The organism is Pseudoalteromonas luteoviolacea, from assembly GCF_000814765.1.
In the GTDB taxonomy this organism is placed as follows: Bacteria; Pseudomonadota; Gammaproteobacteria; order Enterobacterales; family Alteromonadaceae; genus Pseudoalteromonas; species Pseudoalteromonas luteoviolacea_H.
The window spans coordinates 491,490-510,063 of the sequence record NZ_JWIC01000010.1 but is presented as its reverse complement, the minus strand read 5'-3'; the positions used below and the strand labels follow the sequence as shown (position 1 = coordinate 510,063).

At 42.5% G+C, this 18,574-nt stretch carries 18 protein-coding genes; 5 read left to right on the top strand and 13 right to left on the bottom strand.

Annotation, left to right across the window (positions count from 1 at the left end; translation table 11 throughout):
* Positions 1-179: 179 nt before the first annotated feature.
* Positions 180-2,000 (top strand): sensor histidine kinase, encoded by a 1,821-nt coding sequence (locus JF50_RS23775; protein ID WP_235423507.1) that lies wholly within the window; start codon positions 180-182, stop codon positions 1,998-2,000.
* Here the strand turns inward: JF50_RS23775 and JF50_RS23770 are convergent.
* From JF50_RS23770 to JF50_RS23740, 7 genes are all read right to left on the bottom strand, one after another.
* On the bottom strand, positions 1,997-3,826 hold the full coding sequence (locus JF50_RS23770) for a DUF885 domain-containing protein (protein ID WP_039611771.1): 1,830 nt from the start codon (positions 3,824-3,826) through the stop codon (positions 1,997-1,999). The two genes, JF50_RS23775 and JF50_RS23770, sit on opposite strands and share 4 nt — an antisense overlap.
* A gap of 157 nt (positions 3,827-3,983) precedes the next feature.
* Positions 3,984-5,120, bottom strand: coding sequence for a radical SAM family heme chaperone HemW (gene hemW / locus JF50_RS23765; RefSeq protein ID WP_039611770.1), 1,137 nt, complete (start codon positions 5,118-5,120; stop codon positions 3,984-3,986).
* On the bottom strand, positions 5,117-5,710 hold the full coding sequence (locus tag JF50_RS23760; RefSeq protein WP_039611769.1) for an XTP/dITP diphosphatase: 594 nt from the start codon (positions 5,708-5,710) through the stop codon (positions 5,117-5,119). The genes hemW and JF50_RS23760 overlap by 4 nt, the downstream gene beginning before the upstream one ends.
* A 4-nt stretch (positions 5,711-5,714) precedes the next feature.
* Positions 5,715-6,155 carry a DUF4426 domain-containing protein gene (locus tag JF50_RS23755; protein WP_039611768.1) on the bottom strand — a complete coding sequence of 147 codons (441 nt, stop codon included), beginning with the start codon at positions 6,153-6,155 and terminating at the stop codon, positions 5,715-5,717.
* Between the two features lie 20 nt (positions 6,156-6,175).
* Positions 6,176-6,709: a YggT family protein gene (locus tag JF50_RS23750; RefSeq protein WP_039611767.1), complete on the bottom strand. Its 534-nt coding sequence runs from the start codon at positions 6,707-6,709 to the stop codon at positions 6,176-6,178.
* Positions 6,710-6,720: 11 nt separating this feature from the next.
* A complete protein-coding gene (gene proC, locus JF50_RS23745; protein WP_039612169.1) occupies positions 6,721-7,542 on the bottom strand; it encodes a pyrroline-5-carboxylate reductase in 822 nt (273 codons plus the stop codon).
* A gap of 16 nt (positions 7,543-7,558) precedes the next feature.
* Complete coding sequence (locus JF50_RS23740) at positions 7,559-8,269, bottom strand: YggS family pyridoxal phosphate-dependent enzyme (RefSeq protein ID WP_039611766.1); 711 nt, start codon at positions 8,267-8,269, stop codon at positions 7,559-7,561.
* Between the two features lie 2 nt (positions 8,270-8,271).
* Between JF50_RS23740 and JF50_RS23735 the strand changes: the two genes are divergently transcribed.
* From JF50_RS23735 to JF50_RS23725, 3 genes are all read left to right on the top strand, one after another.
* Complete coding sequence (locus tag JF50_RS23735) at positions 8,272-9,321, top strand: type IV pilus twitching motility protein PilT (protein WP_039611765.1); 1,050 nt, start codon at positions 8,272-8,274, stop codon at positions 9,319-9,321.
* 15 nt (positions 9,322-9,336) lie between these two features.
* Positions 9,337-10,461 carry a PilT/PilU family type 4a pilus ATPase gene (locus JF50_RS23730; RefSeq protein WP_039611764.1) on the top strand — a complete coding sequence of 375 codons (1,125 nt, stop codon included), beginning with the start codon at positions 9,337-9,339 and terminating at the stop codon, positions 10,459-10,461.
* Between the two features lie 97 nt (positions 10,462-10,558).
* Positions 10,559-11,332 carry a hypothetical protein gene (locus JF50_RS23725; protein ID WP_235423506.1) on the top strand — a complete coding sequence of 258 codons (774 nt, stop codon included), beginning with the start codon at positions 10,559-10,561 and terminating at the stop codon, positions 11,330-11,332.
* Between the two features lies 1 nt (position 11,333).
* On the opposite strand, the gene ruvX is transcribed toward JF50_RS23725, so the two are convergent.
* The 6 genes from ruvX to JF50_RS23695 form a co-directional block, all read right to left on the bottom strand.
* The gene (gene ruvX, locus JF50_RS23720) at positions 11,334-11,789 is read right to left on the bottom strand and encodes a Holliday junction resolvase RuvX (protein WP_039612168.1); all 456 of its coding nucleotides are present in this window, start codon (positions 11,787-11,789) and stop codon (positions 11,334-11,336) included.
* A 4-nt stretch (positions 11,790-11,793) separates the two neighbouring features.
* Positions 11,794-12,351, bottom strand: coding sequence for a YqgE/AlgH family protein (locus JF50_RS23715; RefSeq protein WP_039611762.1), 558 nt, complete (start codon positions 12,349-12,351; stop codon positions 11,794-11,796).
* Between the two features lie 19 nt (positions 12,352-12,370).
* Positions 12,371-13,330 carry a glutathione synthase gene (gene gshB / locus JF50_RS23710; RefSeq protein WP_039611761.1) on the bottom strand — a complete coding sequence of 320 codons (960 nt, stop codon included), beginning with the start codon at positions 13,328-13,330 and terminating at the stop codon, positions 12,371-12,373.
* Positions 13,331-13,438: 108 nt separating this feature from the next.
* Entirely contained in the window at positions 13,439-14,173 is a 735-nt protein-coding gene (gene rsmE / locus JF50_RS23705) for a 16S rRNA (uracil(1498)-N(3))-methyltransferase (RefSeq protein WP_039612167.1), read from the bottom strand.
* 96 nt (positions 14,174-14,269) lie between these two features.
* The gene (locus JF50_RS23700; RefSeq protein ID WP_039611760.1) at positions 14,270-14,752 is read right to left on the bottom strand and encodes a hypothetical protein; all 483 of its coding nucleotides are present in this window, start codon (positions 14,750-14,752) and stop codon (positions 14,270-14,272) included.
* A gap of 39 nt (positions 14,753-14,791) precedes the next feature.
* Positions 14,792-15,685, bottom strand: coding sequence for a hypothetical protein (locus JF50_RS23695; RefSeq protein ID WP_039611759.1), 894 nt, complete (start codon positions 15,683-15,685; stop codon positions 14,792-14,794).
* An 80-nt stretch (positions 15,686-15,765) separates the two neighbouring features.
* Between JF50_RS23695 and glnE the strand changes: the two genes are divergently transcribed.
* Complete coding sequence (gene glnE, locus JF50_RS23690) at positions 15,766-18,561, top strand: bifunctional [glutamate--ammonia ligase]-adenylyl-L-tyrosine phosphorylase/[glutamate--ammonia-ligase] adenylyltransferase (RefSeq protein WP_039611758.1); 2,796 nt, start codon at positions 15,766-15,768, stop codon at positions 18,559-18,561.
* The last annotated feature ends 13 nt before the right edge of the window (positions 18,562-18,574 follow it).

Below are 18,574 nucleotides of genomic sequence, written 5' to 3'. Positions count from 1 at the left end.
TTCCATTTTTGGTCTCGCATATTGAAGTAATAAAGATGATGACAAGTGTTGGCATAAAATAGTTCATAAAAAGACTGTCATCTCATATTACTCATAATGAGCGTTAGATTTGCCCACTTAGTTTAAGAAATACCATATTAATTTTCTTCGACTAAACTAAAGTTGGGGCAAAATACAATATGGGTAAATTTGTGCAGCTAAAGCAATCACTTCTACTTTTTAAAACAGCGGCTGTGGGTTCTGCAATTGTGATAATGATTGCCAGTTGGTTCTTATATGTTCAGTTGCAACAAACCAGAGCGCTAAACGACCATCTATTTCAACTCCAAACTCAAATTCAACGTCTACTGGACCAAGAAGAACGCTTTTTGATAGAGCGTCAGCGCGATAGTTTGGCATCAATTGAGGATGATAGGTTTTCATATCGAGAAAGCTATAGCCTGTTATTAAATATGTTGGTTGCACAGCAACGAGACTTAGATCAGTTATTCAAGCTCGATGAAGAGGTCAAGCGTTTTACGCTCAAGTATGAGCAGCTGGCGTCGATGCAAGCCTTATTGGGCTATGACAAGGAAGAGGGCGTTTATGGCAACTTTAGGCGACAAGCTCATGCTTTGCAAGATATTGCCAAGCAAACATCACACCCTCAGCTTGAAATACTCTTACTGGAGCTGCGTCGCCGAGAAAAAGACTTTTTACTCCGGCTTGATCCTAATTATTTACTTATGCACCAAGACCTATTAGTACGCACAGAACAGCTTATAACCTCACAGTTCCCCGATAAAGCGCAAGAATTGATGTCCATACTTAATCAATATCAGCAAGGCTTTAAGACTTATATTAGCGTGCTTCAAAAGCAGGGGTTAGATCACAGCCAAGGGGTGCGGGCTGAATTGCACCAATTAAAGCTTTCAATTAGAGGTCATTTTGAAGTCGTATCAAAACAGCTTTTTAATGAAGACCTGACAGAAAAACAAAACTTGATTTTAACTTGCTTAGTGATCATCGTCTCCATCAGCTGTTTTAGTTTGTTGTTACTGTTTGTGCTCAATACGCGCATTTCTGAGCATATAATTTCTATCAGTCGAGTACTTAAAAATGTTGCACAACACGAAGACTTTTCGATCCGTGTGAATATTAATGGTGAAGATGAGATAGCCCAGATAGCCCATCATCTGGACAGTTTATTGGCGTTTATTGAGACCTTGTTAGAGCGCCTAACTGCGGCTCAACAAAGGCTGATTGAAGAAGCCAAGATGGCCAGCTTAGGCAATATGGTCAGTGGTTTCGCGCACGAGCTTAATACGCCATTAGGGGTTGCAATTACCAGTCAATCTCACCTTAAAGAGCAAGTTGAAGTGCTGAAAAAAGATCTGGAATCAGGGCAGCTGCAAAAACAAACATTAACCAATCTCATTGCAGAGGCAGAATCAGCACTGTCTTTATTAGAGAATAATTTACTGAGAACCGCGTCGCTGATCGATGACTTTAAAAAAGTATCAGTACAGCAAGAGTATGATGAAATTCAAGAGTTTAATCTGAAAGCTTTGGTAAGTGGCGTACTGGACTGTTATCAGCACGAGTTGAGTAAACCTGACTATCAATTGGAGGTTGAGATCCCAGAGCAATTGATGCTGACAAGTTTTCCAAATGTGTTTGTGCAAATCATCACCTATAGCATTGGCAACTGTATTCAGCATGCGAAGCAAGAGGGTCGAGTACTCAATATTGTTATATCGGCTTTGGTAGTGAATGACTATATCCATCTATATGTGAAAGACGATGGAAAAGGTATCGACAAAGAGCTACTGCCCATTATTTTTGAGCCATTCATCACGACTCAACGCAATAAGGGGGGGATTGGCCTAGGGCTAAGTATTATCTATAACTTGGTCACACAAAAGTTAAATGGGGAAGTAAAAATACAAAGCCCCGCACACGGCGGGGCTTGCTTACATATTATTTTGGCTAATACATCTTTTCAATTGGAAGAAAATTAGCTTTGTTTGCTCGCAACCCATTGGTCAACAAATTGCTCAAGTACATTAAGTGGAACAGGTCCATTCTTAAGTACAACATCGTGGAATTCGCGGATATCGAACTTATCTCCTAGTTCTTTTTTCGCGGCTTCACGAAGCTCTACAATTTTGATCATACCGATTTTGTATGCTGTCGCCTGGCTTGGCATAACGATGTGTCTTTCAACCATTTTAACAGCATCAGACTTAGCGTTTGGTGTGTTGTTGACATAGTAATCAATACCTTCTTGGCGCGTCCACTTCATTGCGTGAATACCTGTATCAACAACTAAACGACATGCACGCCATAGCTCCATAGCTAGACGACCAAAGTCAGAATAAGGGTCTTCGTATAAGCCCATTTCCTTTGGTACTAATTCAGAATAGAGTCCCCAACCTTCTGTGTAAGCGGTATAGCGGCCAAACTTACGGAATTTAGGCATGTTCTCAAGTTCTTGTGCAATAGCAATCTGCATGTGGTGACCTGGTACACCTTCGTGGTAAGCCAACGCTTCCATCTGATACGTTGGCATCGCTTCCATATCATACAGGTTTGCGTAGTAAATACCTGGACGAGAGCCATCAGGTGTTGGTTGCTGATAGAATGCTTTACCTGCCGCCTTTTCACGGAATGCTTCTACACGTTTGACAATCATGTCTGCTTTTGGTTTAACAATGAATAGCTCGTCAAGACGAGATTTCATGTTGTCGATCATTGCAGTGGCATCGGCAAGATACTTTGCTTTACCTTCTTCGGTATTTGGCAGGTAAAATTGCTTATCTGTTCTCATGAATGCCATGAATGCTTTTAGGTCGCCTTTGAAACCAACTTTTTCTTTGATTTCTCGCATTTCATCATGAATACGCGCAACTTCCTCTAAGCCAATTTTGTGGATCTCGGCAGCAGAAAGTTTTGTAGTTGTAGTACGCTCAAGTGCAACATTGAAGAACTTTTCACCATCAGGGAACTTCCAAACACCATCTCTATTGTCAGCACGCTTTTCAAGCTTATTCAAATAGCTGATCAATTTACTATATGATGGTTTAACAGCAGAGGTTAAAGCGTTGTTTGCTTGGGTAATTAATGCATCTTTTTCGCTTTGAGCGATCTCAAGTTTTGCAACTTTTCTCTTAAAATCAGCTAAAAGTGTAGAATCATCACCTGCTGAGAATGGCGCGCCTTTGATGATGTTTTTGCTGGACTCAATAACATGAGGGAAAACAAATTTAGGAGCAATAATACCTGCTTCTGCACGTTTTTCTAAGTCTTCAACGAGTTGATCAAAAACGTTCGTTACGCCATTGAGACGAGAAATATAGGCTTGCGCATCTTTGACGTCAGAAATCTGGTGTTGGTTAATCAAAAATGCTGGGATCATCGAATGTGTTCCGAACATTTGATTCACAGGGTAAGAATAACGGCGCCATTTAAAGTCTTCGATTTCTTCTTCTAAACCTTGTTTAAACAGGTCGTAACTTACTTGAGTTTGCAGGTCTAACTTGCTTCGATCAATGGCATTAATCGCGGCAAGATCTTGCTTAGTGAGTTCAAGATCTTCTAATTGACGTGCTTCAGAGCCATCGTCCCATTTGTCATAGTCTGTTTTAATACCGAGGTATGTTTGGTAGATAGGGCTACGCATAACACTGCGATTGAATGACTCTTCAAACAGAGCATTTGCTTTTTCTACTTCACTTTGAACAACTTGTTGCACAGGAGAAACTGGTTTAGGTTGCTCAGCTGTTTGCTGGCAGCCTGCCAATAACGTTGCTGATATTGCAGCAGCGATGATGGTAAGTTTACGCATGTTTTACCCTTTTTCTTTTATATTCATAGACTTTATTTAGCCTATTTGAGATACATTCTCAGTGTAGGCTATTATATGTTATGCAGCGAGCTACTGCTAGAACATGTGCGCATTGTGTTGGCTTGTGGCGCAATACTCTCGCTGTTGATGCCTGACACTAGACAAATAATTCTAACAGGTCGTTTAAATATCTGTGGCCTTTAATTGTTACAAACCATGAAGCAGGTCGCTCTTCTATCAAGCCTAGCGCAATCGCTTTTTGCAGTGGTGCTTGTATATCCGATTCTTGCAACCCTGTGAATGCCTTAAAGTTTGCTCTTGATGTGGGCTCTAATAGGCGAAATGTATTCATAAAAAACTCGAAAGGCCTGTCTTCTGGTGCCACTTTCCAACTGTCATACAGATAGGGTTTGGTCAGATCCATATACCCACGCGGATGTTTGACTTTGACTGTACGCAATATTTCGTTTTTTTCTGGTAGGGTAATTTTTCCATGTGCACCACATCCGATACCTAGGTAATCACCGAACCGCCAATAATTTAAATTGTGTTTGCAGCGATAACCAGGTTTGGCATAACCTGAAATCTCATATTGTTGATAGCCATGTTCTGCCAATAAAGTTTGTCCTGCTTCTTGTATTGCCCATAAGGTTTCATCTTCTGGCAATTTAGGTGGCTTTGAAGCAAATTGCGTATTGGGCTCTATGGTCAGTTGGTACCAAGATATATGCGGAGGGTTGAGCTCGATGACTTTTTGCAAATCACTTAAGGCATCCTCTAACGACTGATTGGGCAGTCCATGCATCAGATCCATATTAAAGCTATTTAAACCTGCGTCATGTGCCTCTGCTGCAGCATTTAAGGCTTCATCTTCACCATGAATACGGCCAAGCGCTTTGAGCTTGTCACTTTGCAGACTTTGCACGCCGATGGAGATCCGATTAATACCGGCTTCAACATAGTGCTTAAACCGGTCGCTTTCTACAGTTCCAGGGTTGGCTTCTAGGGTGATTTCAATGCCATCTTCAAAGCCGATAAGGGCTTCTATTTGTTCTAATAAATAAACATAGGCATCACCAGAGAGTAAGCTTGGAGTGCCACCTCCTACGAATATACTGTGAAGTTTTCGGCCTTGTATTAAGTGTAAATCTGCTTTGAGATCATCTAATAAGTGGCCAATATACTCTTGTTCTGGGATCGTACCTTTTTGGCTGTGGCTATTAAAATCGCAATAGGGACATTTTTGCACGCACCAAGGTACGTGCACATATAAGCTTAATGGAGGGAGATTCACAGGGTACTCTTAAAGTGGGTCATTAATTGTTGCAGTGCTTTCCCTCTATGACTGATCGCATTTTTTTCTTCCTTAGTGAGCTCTGCTGCCATTTTTTGCAGGCTTTCAATCCAAAATACTGGATCATATCCAAAACCACCGTCTCCATGTTGTGTCACAGCAATGGTACCTTCCCAGCTGGCTTGACAAATCACTGGTGTGGGGTCGTTTTCATGTCGCATATAGACCAGTACGCACCAAAAACGGGCTGTACGATTTGCTTCATTTTCAAGACTAACCAATAATTTATCGATATTCTGCTGATCACTGGCGTCGGCACCTGCAAAACGAGCGGAAAACACGCCGGGTGCACCGTTGAGTGCATCAACTTCTATGCCTGAATCGTCTGCGATGGCGGGTAAGCCTGTTTCTTTGGCCGCATGTCGCGCTTTAATGATGGCGTTTTCCACAAAAGTTGTGCCAGTTTCTTCCACATCAGAAACTTCAAATTGGCTTTGTGGTAGCACTTCTATTTGTAGCGACTCGAGCATATTTCCAAGCTCTTTTACTTTGCCTTTATTCCCAGTGGCGAGCACGATTTGTTTTGTCATATCTTTAATCTACGTAAAACTTCTGTTGAAACTTAAGAACCTGTTGCTCATTGCCTTGTTTAATATTTAACTCAAAGCGATAAACATCTTCATTGTAATAATCAAGTTGAGAGAGGTAGTAAATCGCGTCACCTTCAACGATTTGTTTAAAAGTGAGTTGCTTTTTATTCCCCAGCAAATTTTTAGCAAAGCCAGAGATTTGCACTTGCTGCGCGGTCTTCGCTTGGTCAGTCGCTAAGACAGAAATATTAATCAATGCTTTGTTTTCACTACGTATAACGCCATAAGCTTTAGCTACACTTGGTTGGATAAAGGTGGATGGAAAAGCGATATAATGCACTTCCCACTCACCTAGCATCTTAAATTGGCCGCCCGACTGTGTGCTTTGGGCATGGCTATAAGATGCACTGAATATCAAAAAAACGGCTATCAGAACTAATCGCATAGTACCTCACTCACATATACTTAACGCATAAAATCCATGACCAAGTGTTGTAAAAACATCATGCCAAGCACCACAACCATGATGGATAAATCCAACCCACCCAACGGAGGAATAACCTTTCTCACTGGTCGTAAAAGTGGTTCGGTCAATTGTTCGAAAACTGCGGCGGCAGGGTTATAGCCCTGAACAACCCAGCTTAATAAAGCGCGGATCACTAAAATCCAAAAGACGAGGGTAAAAGCTTCTCCTAGCAGGGTCAATAAACCGTCTATTGCGGCTTTAGCAGCATCCCAATAGCCACCGAATATGAGCATTAATACTGAAACTTTGGCACTTGCAACGATAAAAGCAAGTACTAATGAGGCGATATCCATGCCTGCAAAACCAGGGATCACTTTACGTAACGGGTTTACGGCAAAAGAGGTTGCTTTTACCACGGCTTGGCTAACCGGATTATAAAAGTCAACTTGTGCCCATTGCATCCAAAAGCGTAGCAAAACGACCATTAAAAATAGGTTAAAAAGGGTTTCAATTAAAAAATATATAGCACTCATGTGTTAGGTCCTTAAATCTGTGTTTCCATTTCCTCTGCGCGAGCAATACACGCATCCATTGCATTTGCTACGACCTGAGGTAATTGATTGTCTTTCATGGACTCGATGGCTGCGTGGGTCGTCCCTCCTTTTGAGGTGACATTAGCACGCAATTGTTCAAGGCTGATTTCTGGTTGTGAAGCGGCCATTTGTGCAGCACCAAGCGCAGTTTGTTGCACTAACAGGCGAGCTTGTTGCTCATCAAATCCAAGGTTACGGGCTTTTTCTTCTATGGCTTGCATAAACAGGAAAAAGTATGCAGGAGAAGAACCAGTAACGGCAATGATATCATTTATTTGGCTTTCTTCTGTGAGCCAAGCGGTGATCCCTGTGGCGCTAAAAACTTGATCAAGAAATGCTTTTTCATGTTCATCAATATCATGGCTAAACAAGCCTGAGACGCCAAGACCTACTAGCGAGGGAGTATTAGGCATGCAGCGAACTAGTTTGGTTTTACATTGTAGCATCTCTTGTAAACGAGATAGGGTAATACCAGCTGCAACCGAGACAATGACTTTACTACTTAAATCGATTTGCGCGGCTTTGAATGTGTCACACAGCGCTTCCATCATTTGGGGCTTAACCGACAATACAACAACATCAGCCCGAGCGATCGCATCTAGGTTATCGCTGGTAGTTTGAACATTGAAGTCATTTGCAACCTTCATTAGCTTCTCTTGGTTGCGGTTAGTAGCAATAATATTGTTGGCACTAAATCCATTGTTGAGCATGCCGCCGATAATGGCATAACTCATATTTCCAGTGCCGATAAATGCAATTGTTTTGTTAGACATATTATCTTTATAGCCTTTATTGTCTTTTTCCAAAAATATCAGTACCAATCCTTACCATGGTGGCACCAGCTGCAATGGCTGGTTCTAGATCGCCACTCATGCCCATTGAAAGAGTATCGATATGTGGATATTGGGTCTTTAGTTTATCAAAGCAATCTTTCATTTGCTCAAAATATTGCAGTTGCTGATCGACATCGTCGGTTTGTGCTGTGATGGTCATTAACCCTCTTAAAGTTAATTGTTTGGCACCATCAATAAACTCGGCCAGTTCAGTGAGCTCTTCGAGCATACAGCCCGACTTTTTTTCGTCACCGCTGATATTAACTTGAATAAGGATATTCAATGGTTTTAGGTTGTTCGGCCTTTGTTCACTTAAGCGTCTGGCAATTTTGATTCGGTCTACGCTTTGTACCCAACTAAAGTGCTCAGCGATATGACGAGATTTATTTGACTGAATAGGGCCGATAAAATGCCAATCGATATCTCGATATTGCTTGAAGTGAATCACTTTATCGACCGCTTCTTGGACGTAAGATTCACCGAATTGGCGCTGACCTGCTTCATAAGCTTGCTGGATCAAGTCGATTGGTTTTGTTTTTGATACAGCTAAAAGCTGAACAGGGTCAGAAATATGACTATTTTGCTCTGCTTTTGTAATGCGATCATAGGCGTTATTTAGCCGTTCTGCTATTGTAACCATATTATTATTTGCTCGTAGTGGAGTCATAGATGGATATTACTGAATTATTAGCCTTTAGTGTGCAACATAAAGCGTCGGATCTACACCTTTCGTCGGAAGTTTCACCGATGATACGTGTCGATGGTGACGTACGTCGCATAAATATACCCGCTTTAGAAGCGAAGGACGTAAATAGTTTAATTTACGATATTATGAATGATAACCAGCGCAAGGACTATGAGCAAAACCTTGAGGTGGATTTTTCGTTTGAAGTACCTAATTTGGCTCGTTTTCGTGTTAATGCGTTCAACACCAGTCGAGGACCTGCTGCGGTATTTCGTACTATCCCCAGCCAAGTATTGACGCTTGATGAGTTAGGCGCACCAGATATTTTTAAGAAAATTGCGGAAAATCAACGCGGCTTGGTACTTGTAACCGGTCCCACTGGGTCAGGTAAGTCGACCACGTTGGCAGCGATGGTGGATTATATTAATAGTACTAAACATCATCATATCTTGACCATTGAAGATCCCATTGAATTTGTGCATCAAAACCAACTGAGCTTGATTAACCAACGTGAAGTTCACCGTGATACACACAGCTTTAATGCCGCCTTGCGCAGTGCATTACGTGAAGACCCTGATGTGATTTTAGTCGGTGAGCTGCGAGATTTAGAAACAATACGACTGGCAATGACCGCGGCCGAAACGGGCCACCTTGTGTTTGGTACGTTACATACGACTTCAGCCCCTAAAACCATTGACCGTATTATTGACGTCTTTCCTGGAGAAGAGAAGGACATGGTTCGTTCTATGTTATCTGAATCTTTGCAGGCGGTTATCTCGCAAACTTTAATTAAAAAAGTAGGCGGGGGACGCGTGGCTGCCCATGAAATTATGCTGGGTGTACCTGCCATTCGAAACTTGATCCGCGAAGATAAAATTGCCCAAATGTATTCAGCTATCCAGACTGGCGCATTACATGGTATGCAAACAATGGATCAATGCTTGATGAATTTAGTTAACCATGGTCTTATCACCACGCAAGATGCACATTCAAAAGCGCATGACAAAAATCAATTTGGTGCTGCTGGGTTTTAATACGGGGTTTAAATAATGGCGCTATTAGATTATTTACAATTGATGGTAGACAAAGAAGCATCAGACTTGTTCGTGTCATCAGGGCTGGCAGTGAGTGCAAAAATTGATGGTGAGCTGCGCGCACTGGATGAAGACATACTGGACAGTGATGGCGCTTTGGCCATGGTTGAGTCTGCGATGTCAGAGACACAGAAACAGCAATTTCATGCTGAAAAAGAATGCAATTTTGCTGTAGCAAACGATGCTGGACGTTTCCGCGTGTCTGCATTTTGGCAGCGAGATTGTGCGGGCATGGTTATTCGACGGATCGTAACGGACATACCTGATGTTAATCAGCTCGGCCTGCCTTCGGTCTTAACTGATGTGATTATGTCTAAACGTGGCTTAGTCCTGTTTGTGGGTGGAACGGGCACTGGTAAATCGACTTCACTGGCAGCGCTGCTGGGTTATAGAAACCGCAATCAGCGAGGTCATATACTGACCATTGAAGATCCGATTGAATTTGTCCACGAGCACCGAAAAAGCATCATTACACAACGTGAAGTTGGGCTGGATACTGAGAGCTTCGAAGCTGCATTGAAAAGTTCGCTACGTCAGGCGCCAGATGTGATTTTGATCGGTGAGATCCGTTCTCAGGAAACCATGGAATATGCTCTGAGTTTTGCTGAAACAGGCCATTTGTGTGTGGCCACTTTACATGCCAACAATGCAAATCAGGCCATCGACCGGATCATGCATTTGGTGCCTAAAGAGAAGCATGACAAGCTGAAATATGATTTGGCACTGAACCTTCGAGCGATTGTCGCACAGCAGTTGGTGCCGACCTCTAAAGGAGAGGGGCGCGTTGCTGCGATTGAGATTTTGTTAAACTCTCCTATGGTTGCGGAGTTAATTAAAAAAGGGGACATAGGTTCTATTAAAGAAACAATGTCAAAGTCGAAGGAAATGGGGATGCAGACGTTCGACCAAGCTTTATTTGAGTTGTATAAAGCACAGCGTATCAACTATGCTGATGCGCTTCATCACGCTGACTCTCCGAATGATTTACGCTTAATGATTAAATTGCAGAATAATGAGCAAAAAGGCGCTGGATTTTTGCAAGGGGTCACGATTGATGGTCTGGAAAGCAAGAAAAATTAAGCTTTTTAGCTTCCTTGCTTTTTACCAACTGAGCCTAGCACATGATTGCTGGGCTCAGACCGAGTACGTCGATATATACATTAGAGATGATGTATATATGAATTATACAACTTTGCTATCGGGTCGCTCCCCCCTTGATGTAGACAACTTCGGTGGACAGTTTGTGCGACGCGATGTGGTTGATATGGTATTGCTACATCAAGCTTTGATTTTAGGCGGGTTTGACAAGCCGTTTAGATACCGCCCTGGCAATGTCAATTTCAGAGATTCCAACTTATTAGATCAAGGTAAGCAACTGTTGAGCTTTGATACCTATTGGTATGAAGAAGCACAACTTAAGGCAGACAAATTGTTTGTCAGTGATCCGGTTATAAGAAAAGGTGAGTTTTATGCTGGTCTGTATTATGCGAGAGATAATGAACAAGTTGCCAATATTCAATCTATAGAAGACTTAAACAAGTTGACTGCAGTCTCCTCTAGCCGCTGGCCAGTAGACTGGTATACGTTGAGTGCATTGCCTTTAAAAGAGTTAGTCGATGAGCCTACATGGTCTTCTCAAGCTCAGATTGTAAATAAACAGTGGGCTGATTTCATGTTAATACATTTAATGCCGGTGTTAGGGAATGATTTTCAACTGGCAAATATCAATCTTGTCTCACACCCCAAATGGGTTATTCTACTTGATAGCAGCCGTCATTTTGTGATTTCTAGGTTACACCCAGATGGTGAACGGGCATTTGAAGCGTTGCAAAAAGGCTTACAAAAGTTACGAAAGCAGGGAAAAATCCAAGCGGCATATCGCCAAGCAGGACTATTCCCAGATATGAATAAATACAAGCAACTCAATGTATTTGATGATAAAGGAAAGTGAGTTAGTCAGTTTCCCACATCTGTTCGAAAAAGCTCTCTAAAATAATCACAGCAGACATACCATCAACATTGTCTTTAGCCAATGAACGATAGCCTCCTTGATCAAATAATCTGGCTTTGGCATCGGTTGTTGTTAGGCGTTCATCTTGCGTCTCAACAGGGAGTCGATAGTTATTGTGTAATCGATTAGCAAACTTTTTTGCAGAAAAAGTCACTTGCTGATTAGTACCGTCCATGTTTAATGGCAAACCAACAACGAGCAGATCAGGTTTCCATTCGTTAACGTGTTGCTCAATATCTGGCCAGTGAGGGATGCCATCCCTTGCTTTTACCGCCCCTAAACTGGTGGCAGTCCCCGTTACTTCTTGGCCTATGGCCATTCCAATGCTTTTTGTACCAAAATCAAACCCCATTACAGTGCGCTGACCTTTTGGGGTTTTTGGCTTTTTACTACTCATTTTGTTATGCATGTCCTGCTTGATTGCTCAGCTGTGCGATATCAATACCTAACATACTGACCGCTTTTTCCCAGCGTTTTTCTGGAGGTGTACTGAATATGATTTCCGGGTCGGCTTGAATGATAAGCCAAGAGTTTTCCATAATTTCTTTTTCTAGCTGGCCTTTTTCCCAGCCAGAGTACCCAAGGGTAATGATAAATGCATCGGGACTGTCGTGGAAGGTTAAAGACGCTAAGACATCTTTGGAGGTCGTGATCATGATGTCAGAACTGAGTTCTTTACTCGATGCATAACCAATTTTGGGTGTATGTAACACAAACCCTCTGTCCGTGTGCACCGGTCCACCAGCAAAAACCGTTTGATCAGCAGCGCTGCTGTCTTTGTCATTATCGATTTCTATCTGGTCGAGAAGTTCACCCACAGTGACATCAATGGGATGATTGACAATCAATCCCATTGCGCCTTCCTCGTTATGTTCACAGATATAGGTGACGGAGCGTTTGAACATCGGGTCCTGCAAACTGGGCATTGCGATAAGAAAGTGATTAGCTAATGATTGCATGCGAGACCCCTTCTATGATTTAACTTTCAGTATGGTTGAGTTTTGCTTCAATCGCATCAAAAAACTTGTCCATAATAGATATATCGTACGCAGCTTCGATTTCCTTAACACAAGTCGGGGCGGTCACGTTGATTTCGGTTAGCTTATCGCCAATGATATCTAAGCCGACAAACAGCAACCCTTTTTCCTTTAATGTTGGTGCCACGGCCTCTGCAATTTTGCGATCGCTATCGCTAATAGGTCTAGCTTCACCTCGACCTCCGGCGGCTAGGTTACCTCGGGTTTCACCACCTTGTGGGATACGAGCTAAACAGTATGGAATGACTTCGCCGTCAACGACTAATACGCGTTTATCCCCTTGTTTTATCTCAGGGATGTAATTTTGTGCCATTGCAAAGCGACTGCCATGTTCGGTGAGTGTTTCACAGATCACCCCAATATTTGGGTCGCTATGCTGCACTCTGAAAATAGAAGCGCCACCCATCCCGTCAAGCGGTTTTAAAATAATATCTTGATGTTTATCTAAAAAGGCTCTGATCTGACTTGCGCTTCTGGTGACTAATGTGTCAGGTGTGTGCTCACTAAACCAAGCTGTAAACAGCTTTTCATTGGCATCCCTTAAGCTTTGCGGTTTATTGACAACTAAAGTGCCGGCTAGCTCGGCACGCTCTAGTATGTAAGTTGCGTAAATATATTCGGTATCAAAGGGCGGATCTTTACGCATTAAAATCACATCCAGTTCACTCAACGCGATGTCTTGCTTATCATCTAACTCATACCAGTGGCTTTCATCATTAAACACGCGGGTTTTAGCGGCTGTCGCTCGACCTTCCCCTTGGTACATATACAGGTCGTCCATTTCCATGTAATAGAGCTCAAATCCACGTTGTTGAGCTGCCATCATCATGGCAAAACCGGTATCTTTTTTGATATTAAAACCACTGATTGGATCTGAGACTATTCCAAGTTTGACTGCCATCGCCGTTACCTTATGTGTTATTTTCGATGTGTAGGAGCAAAGTGCTCAGCAGTCAAACGGTCAAGATTGACTGCAAATTATCTATGATATGAGGGCTTATAAAAGGATTTAAAGGGCCAAATCACCAAACTGTAATTGTAAGGCACTTAAAACGGTTAAGGCGGCGGTTTCGGTGCGCAATACTCTAGGCCCAATTTTAATATCGATAAATCCTTGCTCTGTCGTGTTAGTCATTTCTTCATCGGTAAAACCACCTTCAGGGCCCACCAAAAATCGTACACCTTGGCTTGGGACTGGCAGAGTTTTGATGGAGTGATCAGCCCTTGGGTGTAAAGTGAGCTTTAACTCGTCACTTTGCTGACTTAACCATTGTTCAAGCGTGATAGGCGGGTGAACGACAGGCACGTAGTTTCGACCTGATTGTTCGGCGGCAGAAATCGCTATCTTTTGCCATTGCTGGTGTTTTTTGGCCAGTCGCTCGCCGCTGAGTTTCACGCCACATCGTGTTGTGAATAGTGGTGTGATCTCACTGACACCAAGCTCCACGGATTTTTGGATCGTAAAGTCCATTTTATCACCACGAGATATGCCTTGACCAAGATGGACTTTGAGCGGTGACTCAACACATTTATCGACAAATTCGAAAGGGGTTACTTCAACGGTTTTTTTTGAGATAGCGGTGATTTCAGCTAAGTATTCACCGCCTTGTCCGTTAAACAGACTGACGTGTTCACCTTCTTTCATCCTGAGTACACGTGCAATATGCCCTGCGGCATCTTCATCTAAAGTCGCAGGTTGATTAATGACTAAGTCTGAAGGTTGGTAAATATGTGGAATTCGCATAGTGTTGAACGTCTCAATTGGATATGCGCTCATGTTAAAGTTTTCATTGCGCTGAGTCCATAGAGTCGTTAGATAACCGACAGCATGTTAGCGAGTTTAGTCGGTCGTATCAGTTTTCAAAACAACGAATTCGCTGAAGGTATCATGTTTGGTTGCAGCCAAACTAGAGTTGCAAGTTAAATGGTTGTTATTAAATGGGTCATTAATACGATGGTAGTCATAACCATTAGGCAACTGCTCTATGGTGTAACGCTCTGCATGTAAGGAGTTAAAAATAAACTTTTGCTTTTCATCGGCTAGATTATAGTCGAGCGCATAGATGAGCACCCCTTGAATTTTATGGTGTTCGTGTAAGTAAGTTGCAAGTTCAGAGACGCTTATTTCATTGTCAAAGTCACAGTAACTGTAATCTTTGATCTGATCCTTAAACATCATTTTGAGCATTTGCTTGGTATTGTCACCAGCGATTATTAATTGGCTTGACGTGTCAGGAGAGAGTGACTTAACAAACTCGACAAACTCCTGACTGAACTCCCAATTGCTGTCAACAAGTAAAAAGTTATCTAATTTCAAGGATATAAGTCTCCAGGAATAAGATATCCATAATCTAGTTAGGTGTTAAATTGAAAACATGTTTATTAGTAAATAGCCCATGCTACAAAAAACAGCAAATTCTAAGCAGGCAATCCCAATATTATCTTGATGGTCGACCTCTAGACCAATATCTACTTTGGGTAATACGATGAGGATCATCAAACGGCTAAAAACATAGAGCAAAAACCACATAAAGACAGAGTGTGTCACGACTAAGAGCAGGTTATCGACAATTTTATCGGGATAACTCGGTGCACTGTGTAACCCCGCGTAGATAGCTAGTGCGAGCCCGATAGTTTTACCCGCATAGCGGATCCCTATTGAGGTATTGGCAAGATTAAAATTATATTGCAAAGACGCGCCTTGATTTTTTTTTGCAAAACGAGACTCTCTAATTTTGCTATCTAATGCAAAGACGCCTTGTAGAAAAACGAAGCAAATAGTGACAATAAGCAAGGCTTGCGGTGTATTAGGCTCTAGCCAATGGTACAAGCCTAGTACCAAAATACTATTTCCAATCAACATTCCCGAGTCGACTAAAGCGGCACAGACATTCTGTTTCAAAATCGCTTGTGTCTCGTTAAAGCGATATAAGATCCATTTGCGATGAATGGCTTGGCCAACACAAATATAAACCCATATGAGTGCCATAGGCAGGAGAACTTGGAAATGGGCATGGGCAAGGTTAAAGGCGTCTAAGTGACCAAAGAAATAGCCGACACTGCCGCATACAACGGCCACTTTTGCAGCGTAATTGATACCAAGTGCAAAGTTATCGTGTTGTGCCAATTCTTTTTGTAGTAATTTCTTTGCGCGCACTTGAACTATGACACGCAGGCTAATTAACGCCATAAAAGCGAGGGCGATACCGCTTAACAGGGTGAAAAAATTGCTGTTTTCTAAAGACAAGTAACTCATGCTCAGTGTAAGGTTGTTGTTATTTAGCGTTACTATAACACCGCACAACAAATGAGCCACAAAGCACAGGAGGTTTTTCTATGGAACAAGGCCAATTGAGTCCCGAGTTATTCGCTTTAGCACAGCAGCGTTTTACAGAGTTGTTTCCAGAGCATACGGCAAGTGCACAGGTGTTGAGACTATTGGCGCTCAGTGATTTTGCTTATCGAATATTGGCTCAGCATCCTGACTGGCTGAAGTGGCTACTGGACCAGGACGCGATGAAAAGCCGCCATATTGAACCTGCTTTGAGCGGAGACTTTAAAGTTCTGTCAGATAGTGACTGCTTTGCGCAACTGAGACGCTATCGTAAGCGGTACTGGCTTAAGTTGATGTGGCTTGATCTTATTTTAGGTAATGACATTGCAGACAGTATTGAATATCAATCAAAATTGAGCGAGCAGTTGATTGATAGTGCTAATCAGTGGGCGTTTGAGCAGGTTGCTAAAAGTAATGGAGTACCTCTAGATGAATCAAATCTGCCATTGCCGATGCTAGTACTGGGGATGGGGAAGCTGGGGGGGCAGGAGCTTAACTTTTCATCTGATATTGATTTGATTTTTACTTATCCTGTGTCAGTTAAAACGCAAGGCGGGCGGCGAAGCATAGAAGCACAAGTATTTTATACCAAAGTCGCTCAGAAGCTGATAGCCGCATTGGATCAGCGTACAGCTGATGGTCAGGTGTTTAGAGTTGATATGAGGCTCAGACCATTTGGAGAAAGTGGTCCTTTGGTCATGAGTTTTTCTGCAATGGAAGATTATTATCAAGATCAAGGGCGCGAGTGGGAACGCTATGCGATGTTAAAAGCGCGCTTGCTGGGCCAGCCTAACCACTATTGGGATGAGTTTAGAGCACTCATTAAGCCTTTTGTATTTCGTCGATACATTGATTTTTCTGTGATTGAATCACTGCGCAAAATGAAACATATGATCGCACAGGAAGTCAGACGAAAAGGGCTCATCAATAATATTAAATTAGGTGCGGGCGGGATCCGAGAAGTTGAATTTATTGTCCAAGCTTTACAAATGATCCGAGGTGGGCGAGAGCCTGATTTACAGACTCCTTCTTTACTGCAAGCGTTAAATGTGTTGGCACGCCAAGATGTGATCCCAAAAAGTGTGGCTGCTGATCTAGAGAAACAATATTTACTGTTGCGCAGGGTGGAGCAGTATTTACAAGCATTTAATGACGAGCAAACTCAAACATTACCCATTGATGTGACCAATCAAAGTCGTTTGTGTGTGTTATTGGGCATCTCAGATTATGGACAGCTGGTGGTGTATATAGAGCAAGTTCAAGCACAAATTCGCCAAGAGTTCTCTCAAGTTATCGGAGAAGAGGCCCATGACGCTCAAACTTTAAAGGCTTGCTTTGTATCGGCTTGGGAATATCAGGATGTCAGCTATCTTGATATTGAACTGGACGAGCAGGCTCACTCGAAATGGCAAGACACATTAAATGTATTCCATACTGATATCACAAAAAAACAAATCGGTGTGCGAGGGCGAGATGTGTTAGATAAACTGATGCCGCTTGTACTTAGCGAAATTACGCCATTAAAAGATCCAGAGGTATTAGAAAGGGTTTTGAACGTGATTGCGAAAGTCGCTTCTCGCACTGCGTATCTTGAGCTGCTTTACGAAAATCTGGGGGCACTAAAACAGCTTATTAAATTGTGTTCACACAGCGTTTGGATAGCCAAGCAAATTGCCAGATACCCTATATTACTAGATGAACTCATCGACCCCGCAGTATTGTATCGACCACTGCCGCTTAATGCGTATTACAATGAAATTCAGCAATATTTCTTACGTATCGATCCCGAAGATTTAGAGTTACAAATGGAAGCGCTACGTCAATTCAAGCAAACGCAGCAACTGAGAATTGCGGCTGCCGATGCGACAGGTGTGCTCGACATTATGAAAGTCAGTGACCACCTTACAGCTCTTGCTGAGTCAATTGTGGCAAAGGCGGTGGAGATCGCTTGGGGGCAAATGACTAGCCGGTATGGCGCACCGCAAGGGACCTCTGCAGAAGAGAAAGGGTTTGCAGTGATTGCGTATGGCAAGGCAGGTGGTTTTGAATTGGGGTATGACTCTGATTTGGATCTTGTGTTTGTACACAATTGCGATGGTCAAAGTAAAACTACAGGTGATAAAGCCATCGCATCGAGACAGTTTTATTTAAAATTAGCTCAGCGCCTAATGCATTTATTCAATACACGCACACTGTCAGGCATTTTATATGAGTTAGATACGCGCTTAAGGCCGGAGGGCAACTCAGGGCTACTGGCGATCAATATTGAGAGCTATCATCAATACCTTCGAGAGCAGGCATGGACGTGGGAGCATCAAGCGTTAGTCAGGACTAGAATGATAGTGGGTGAAGATGTATTGGTGAAACGTTTCCACACTATTCGTCATGATATTTTGTGTCAGCAGCGTAATACGAGTGAGCTGCAATCAGATATCGTCAACATGCGTGAAAAAATGCGCCAGCACTTATCAAAAGACTCAGAGGCAGAATTCGATTTAAAACAAGGCGCTGGTGGTATGACAGATATTGAGTTCTTAGCACAGTATTTAGTACTGGCTTTTGCTTATGACTACCCCGCTTTAACACGTTACTCAGACAATATTCGAATTTTTGAGATTGCGAACAAAGAGTCTGTTTTGAGCAGTGACTCTCAAGCGCAATTAGCACAGGTGTATTGCCAGTTACGAGAACATTATCATTTGAATAGTTTGAATGGTTCAGGGAAAACTGTGGATGCGGCGTTATTGTCTGCACAAAGCGCGAGTATTAAAGCAATCTGGCAGGCCTACTTAGAGTAGGCCTGAAATGAAA

What these genes read in the sequence shown, in the direction of transcription:
- JF50_RS23775 (WP_235423507.1), top strand. Translation starts at nt 180, where the DNA reads ATGGGTAAATTTGTGCAGCTAAAGCAATCACTTCTACTTTTTAAAACA.
- JF50_RS23770 (WP_039611771.1), bottom strand. Translation starts at nt 3,826, where the DNA reads ATGCGTAAACTTACCATCATCGCTGCTGCAATATCAGCAACGTTATTG.
- JF50_RS23760 (WP_039611769.1), bottom strand. Translation starts at nt 5,710, where the DNA reads ATGACAAAACAAATCGTGCTCGCCACTGGGAATAAAGGCAAAGTAAAA.
- JF50_RS23755 (WP_039611768.1), bottom strand. Translation starts at nt 6,155, where the DNA reads ATGCGATTAGTTCTGATAGCCGTTTTTTTGATATTCAGTGCATCTTAT.
- JF50_RS23750 (WP_039611767.1), bottom strand. Translation starts at nt 6,709, where the DNA reads ATGAGTGCTATATATTTTTTAATTGAAACCCTTTTTAACCTATTTTTA.
- proC (WP_039612169.1), bottom strand. Translation starts at nt 7,542, where the DNA reads ATGTCTAACAAAACAATTGCATTTATCGGCACTGGAAATATGAGTTAT.
- JF50_RS23740 (WP_039611766.1), bottom strand. Translation starts at nt 8,269, where the DNA reads ATGACTCCACTACGAGCAAATAATAATATGGTTACAATAGCAGAACGG.
- JF50_RS23735 (WP_039611765.1), top strand. Translation starts at nt 8,272, where the DNA reads ATGGATATTACTGAATTATTAGCCTTTAGTGTGCAACATAAAGCGTCG.
- JF50_RS23730 (WP_039611764.1), top strand. Translation starts at nt 9,337, where the DNA reads ATGGCGCTATTAGATTATTTACAATTGATGGTAGACAAAGAAGCATCA.
- JF50_RS23725 (WP_235423506.1), top strand. Translation starts at nt 10,559, where the DNA reads ATGAATTATACAACTTTGCTATCGGGTCGCTCCCCCCTTGATGTAGAC.
- ruvX (WP_039612168.1), bottom strand. Translation starts at nt 11,789, where the DNA reads ATGAGTAGTAAAAAGCCAAAAACCCCAAAAGGTCAGCGCACTGTAATG.
- JF50_RS23715 (WP_039611762.1), bottom strand. Translation starts at nt 12,351, where the DNA reads ATGCAATCATTAGCTAATCACTTTCTTATCGCAATGCCCAGTTTGCAG.
- gshB (WP_039611761.1), bottom strand. Translation starts at nt 13,330, where the DNA reads ATGGCAGTCAAACTTGGAATAGTCTCAGATCCAATCAGTGGTTTTAAT.
- rsmE (WP_039612167.1), bottom strand. Translation starts at nt 14,173, where the DNA reads ATGCGAATTCCACATATTTACCAACCTTCAGACTTAGTCATTAATCAA.
- JF50_RS23695 (WP_039611759.1), bottom strand. Translation starts at nt 15,685, where the DNA reads ATGAGTTACTTGTCTTTAGAAAACAGCAATTTTTTCACCCTGTTAAGC.
- glnE (WP_039611758.1), top strand. Translation starts at nt 15,766, where the DNA reads ATGGAACAAGGCCAATTGAGTCCCGAGTTATTCGCTTTAGCACAGCAG.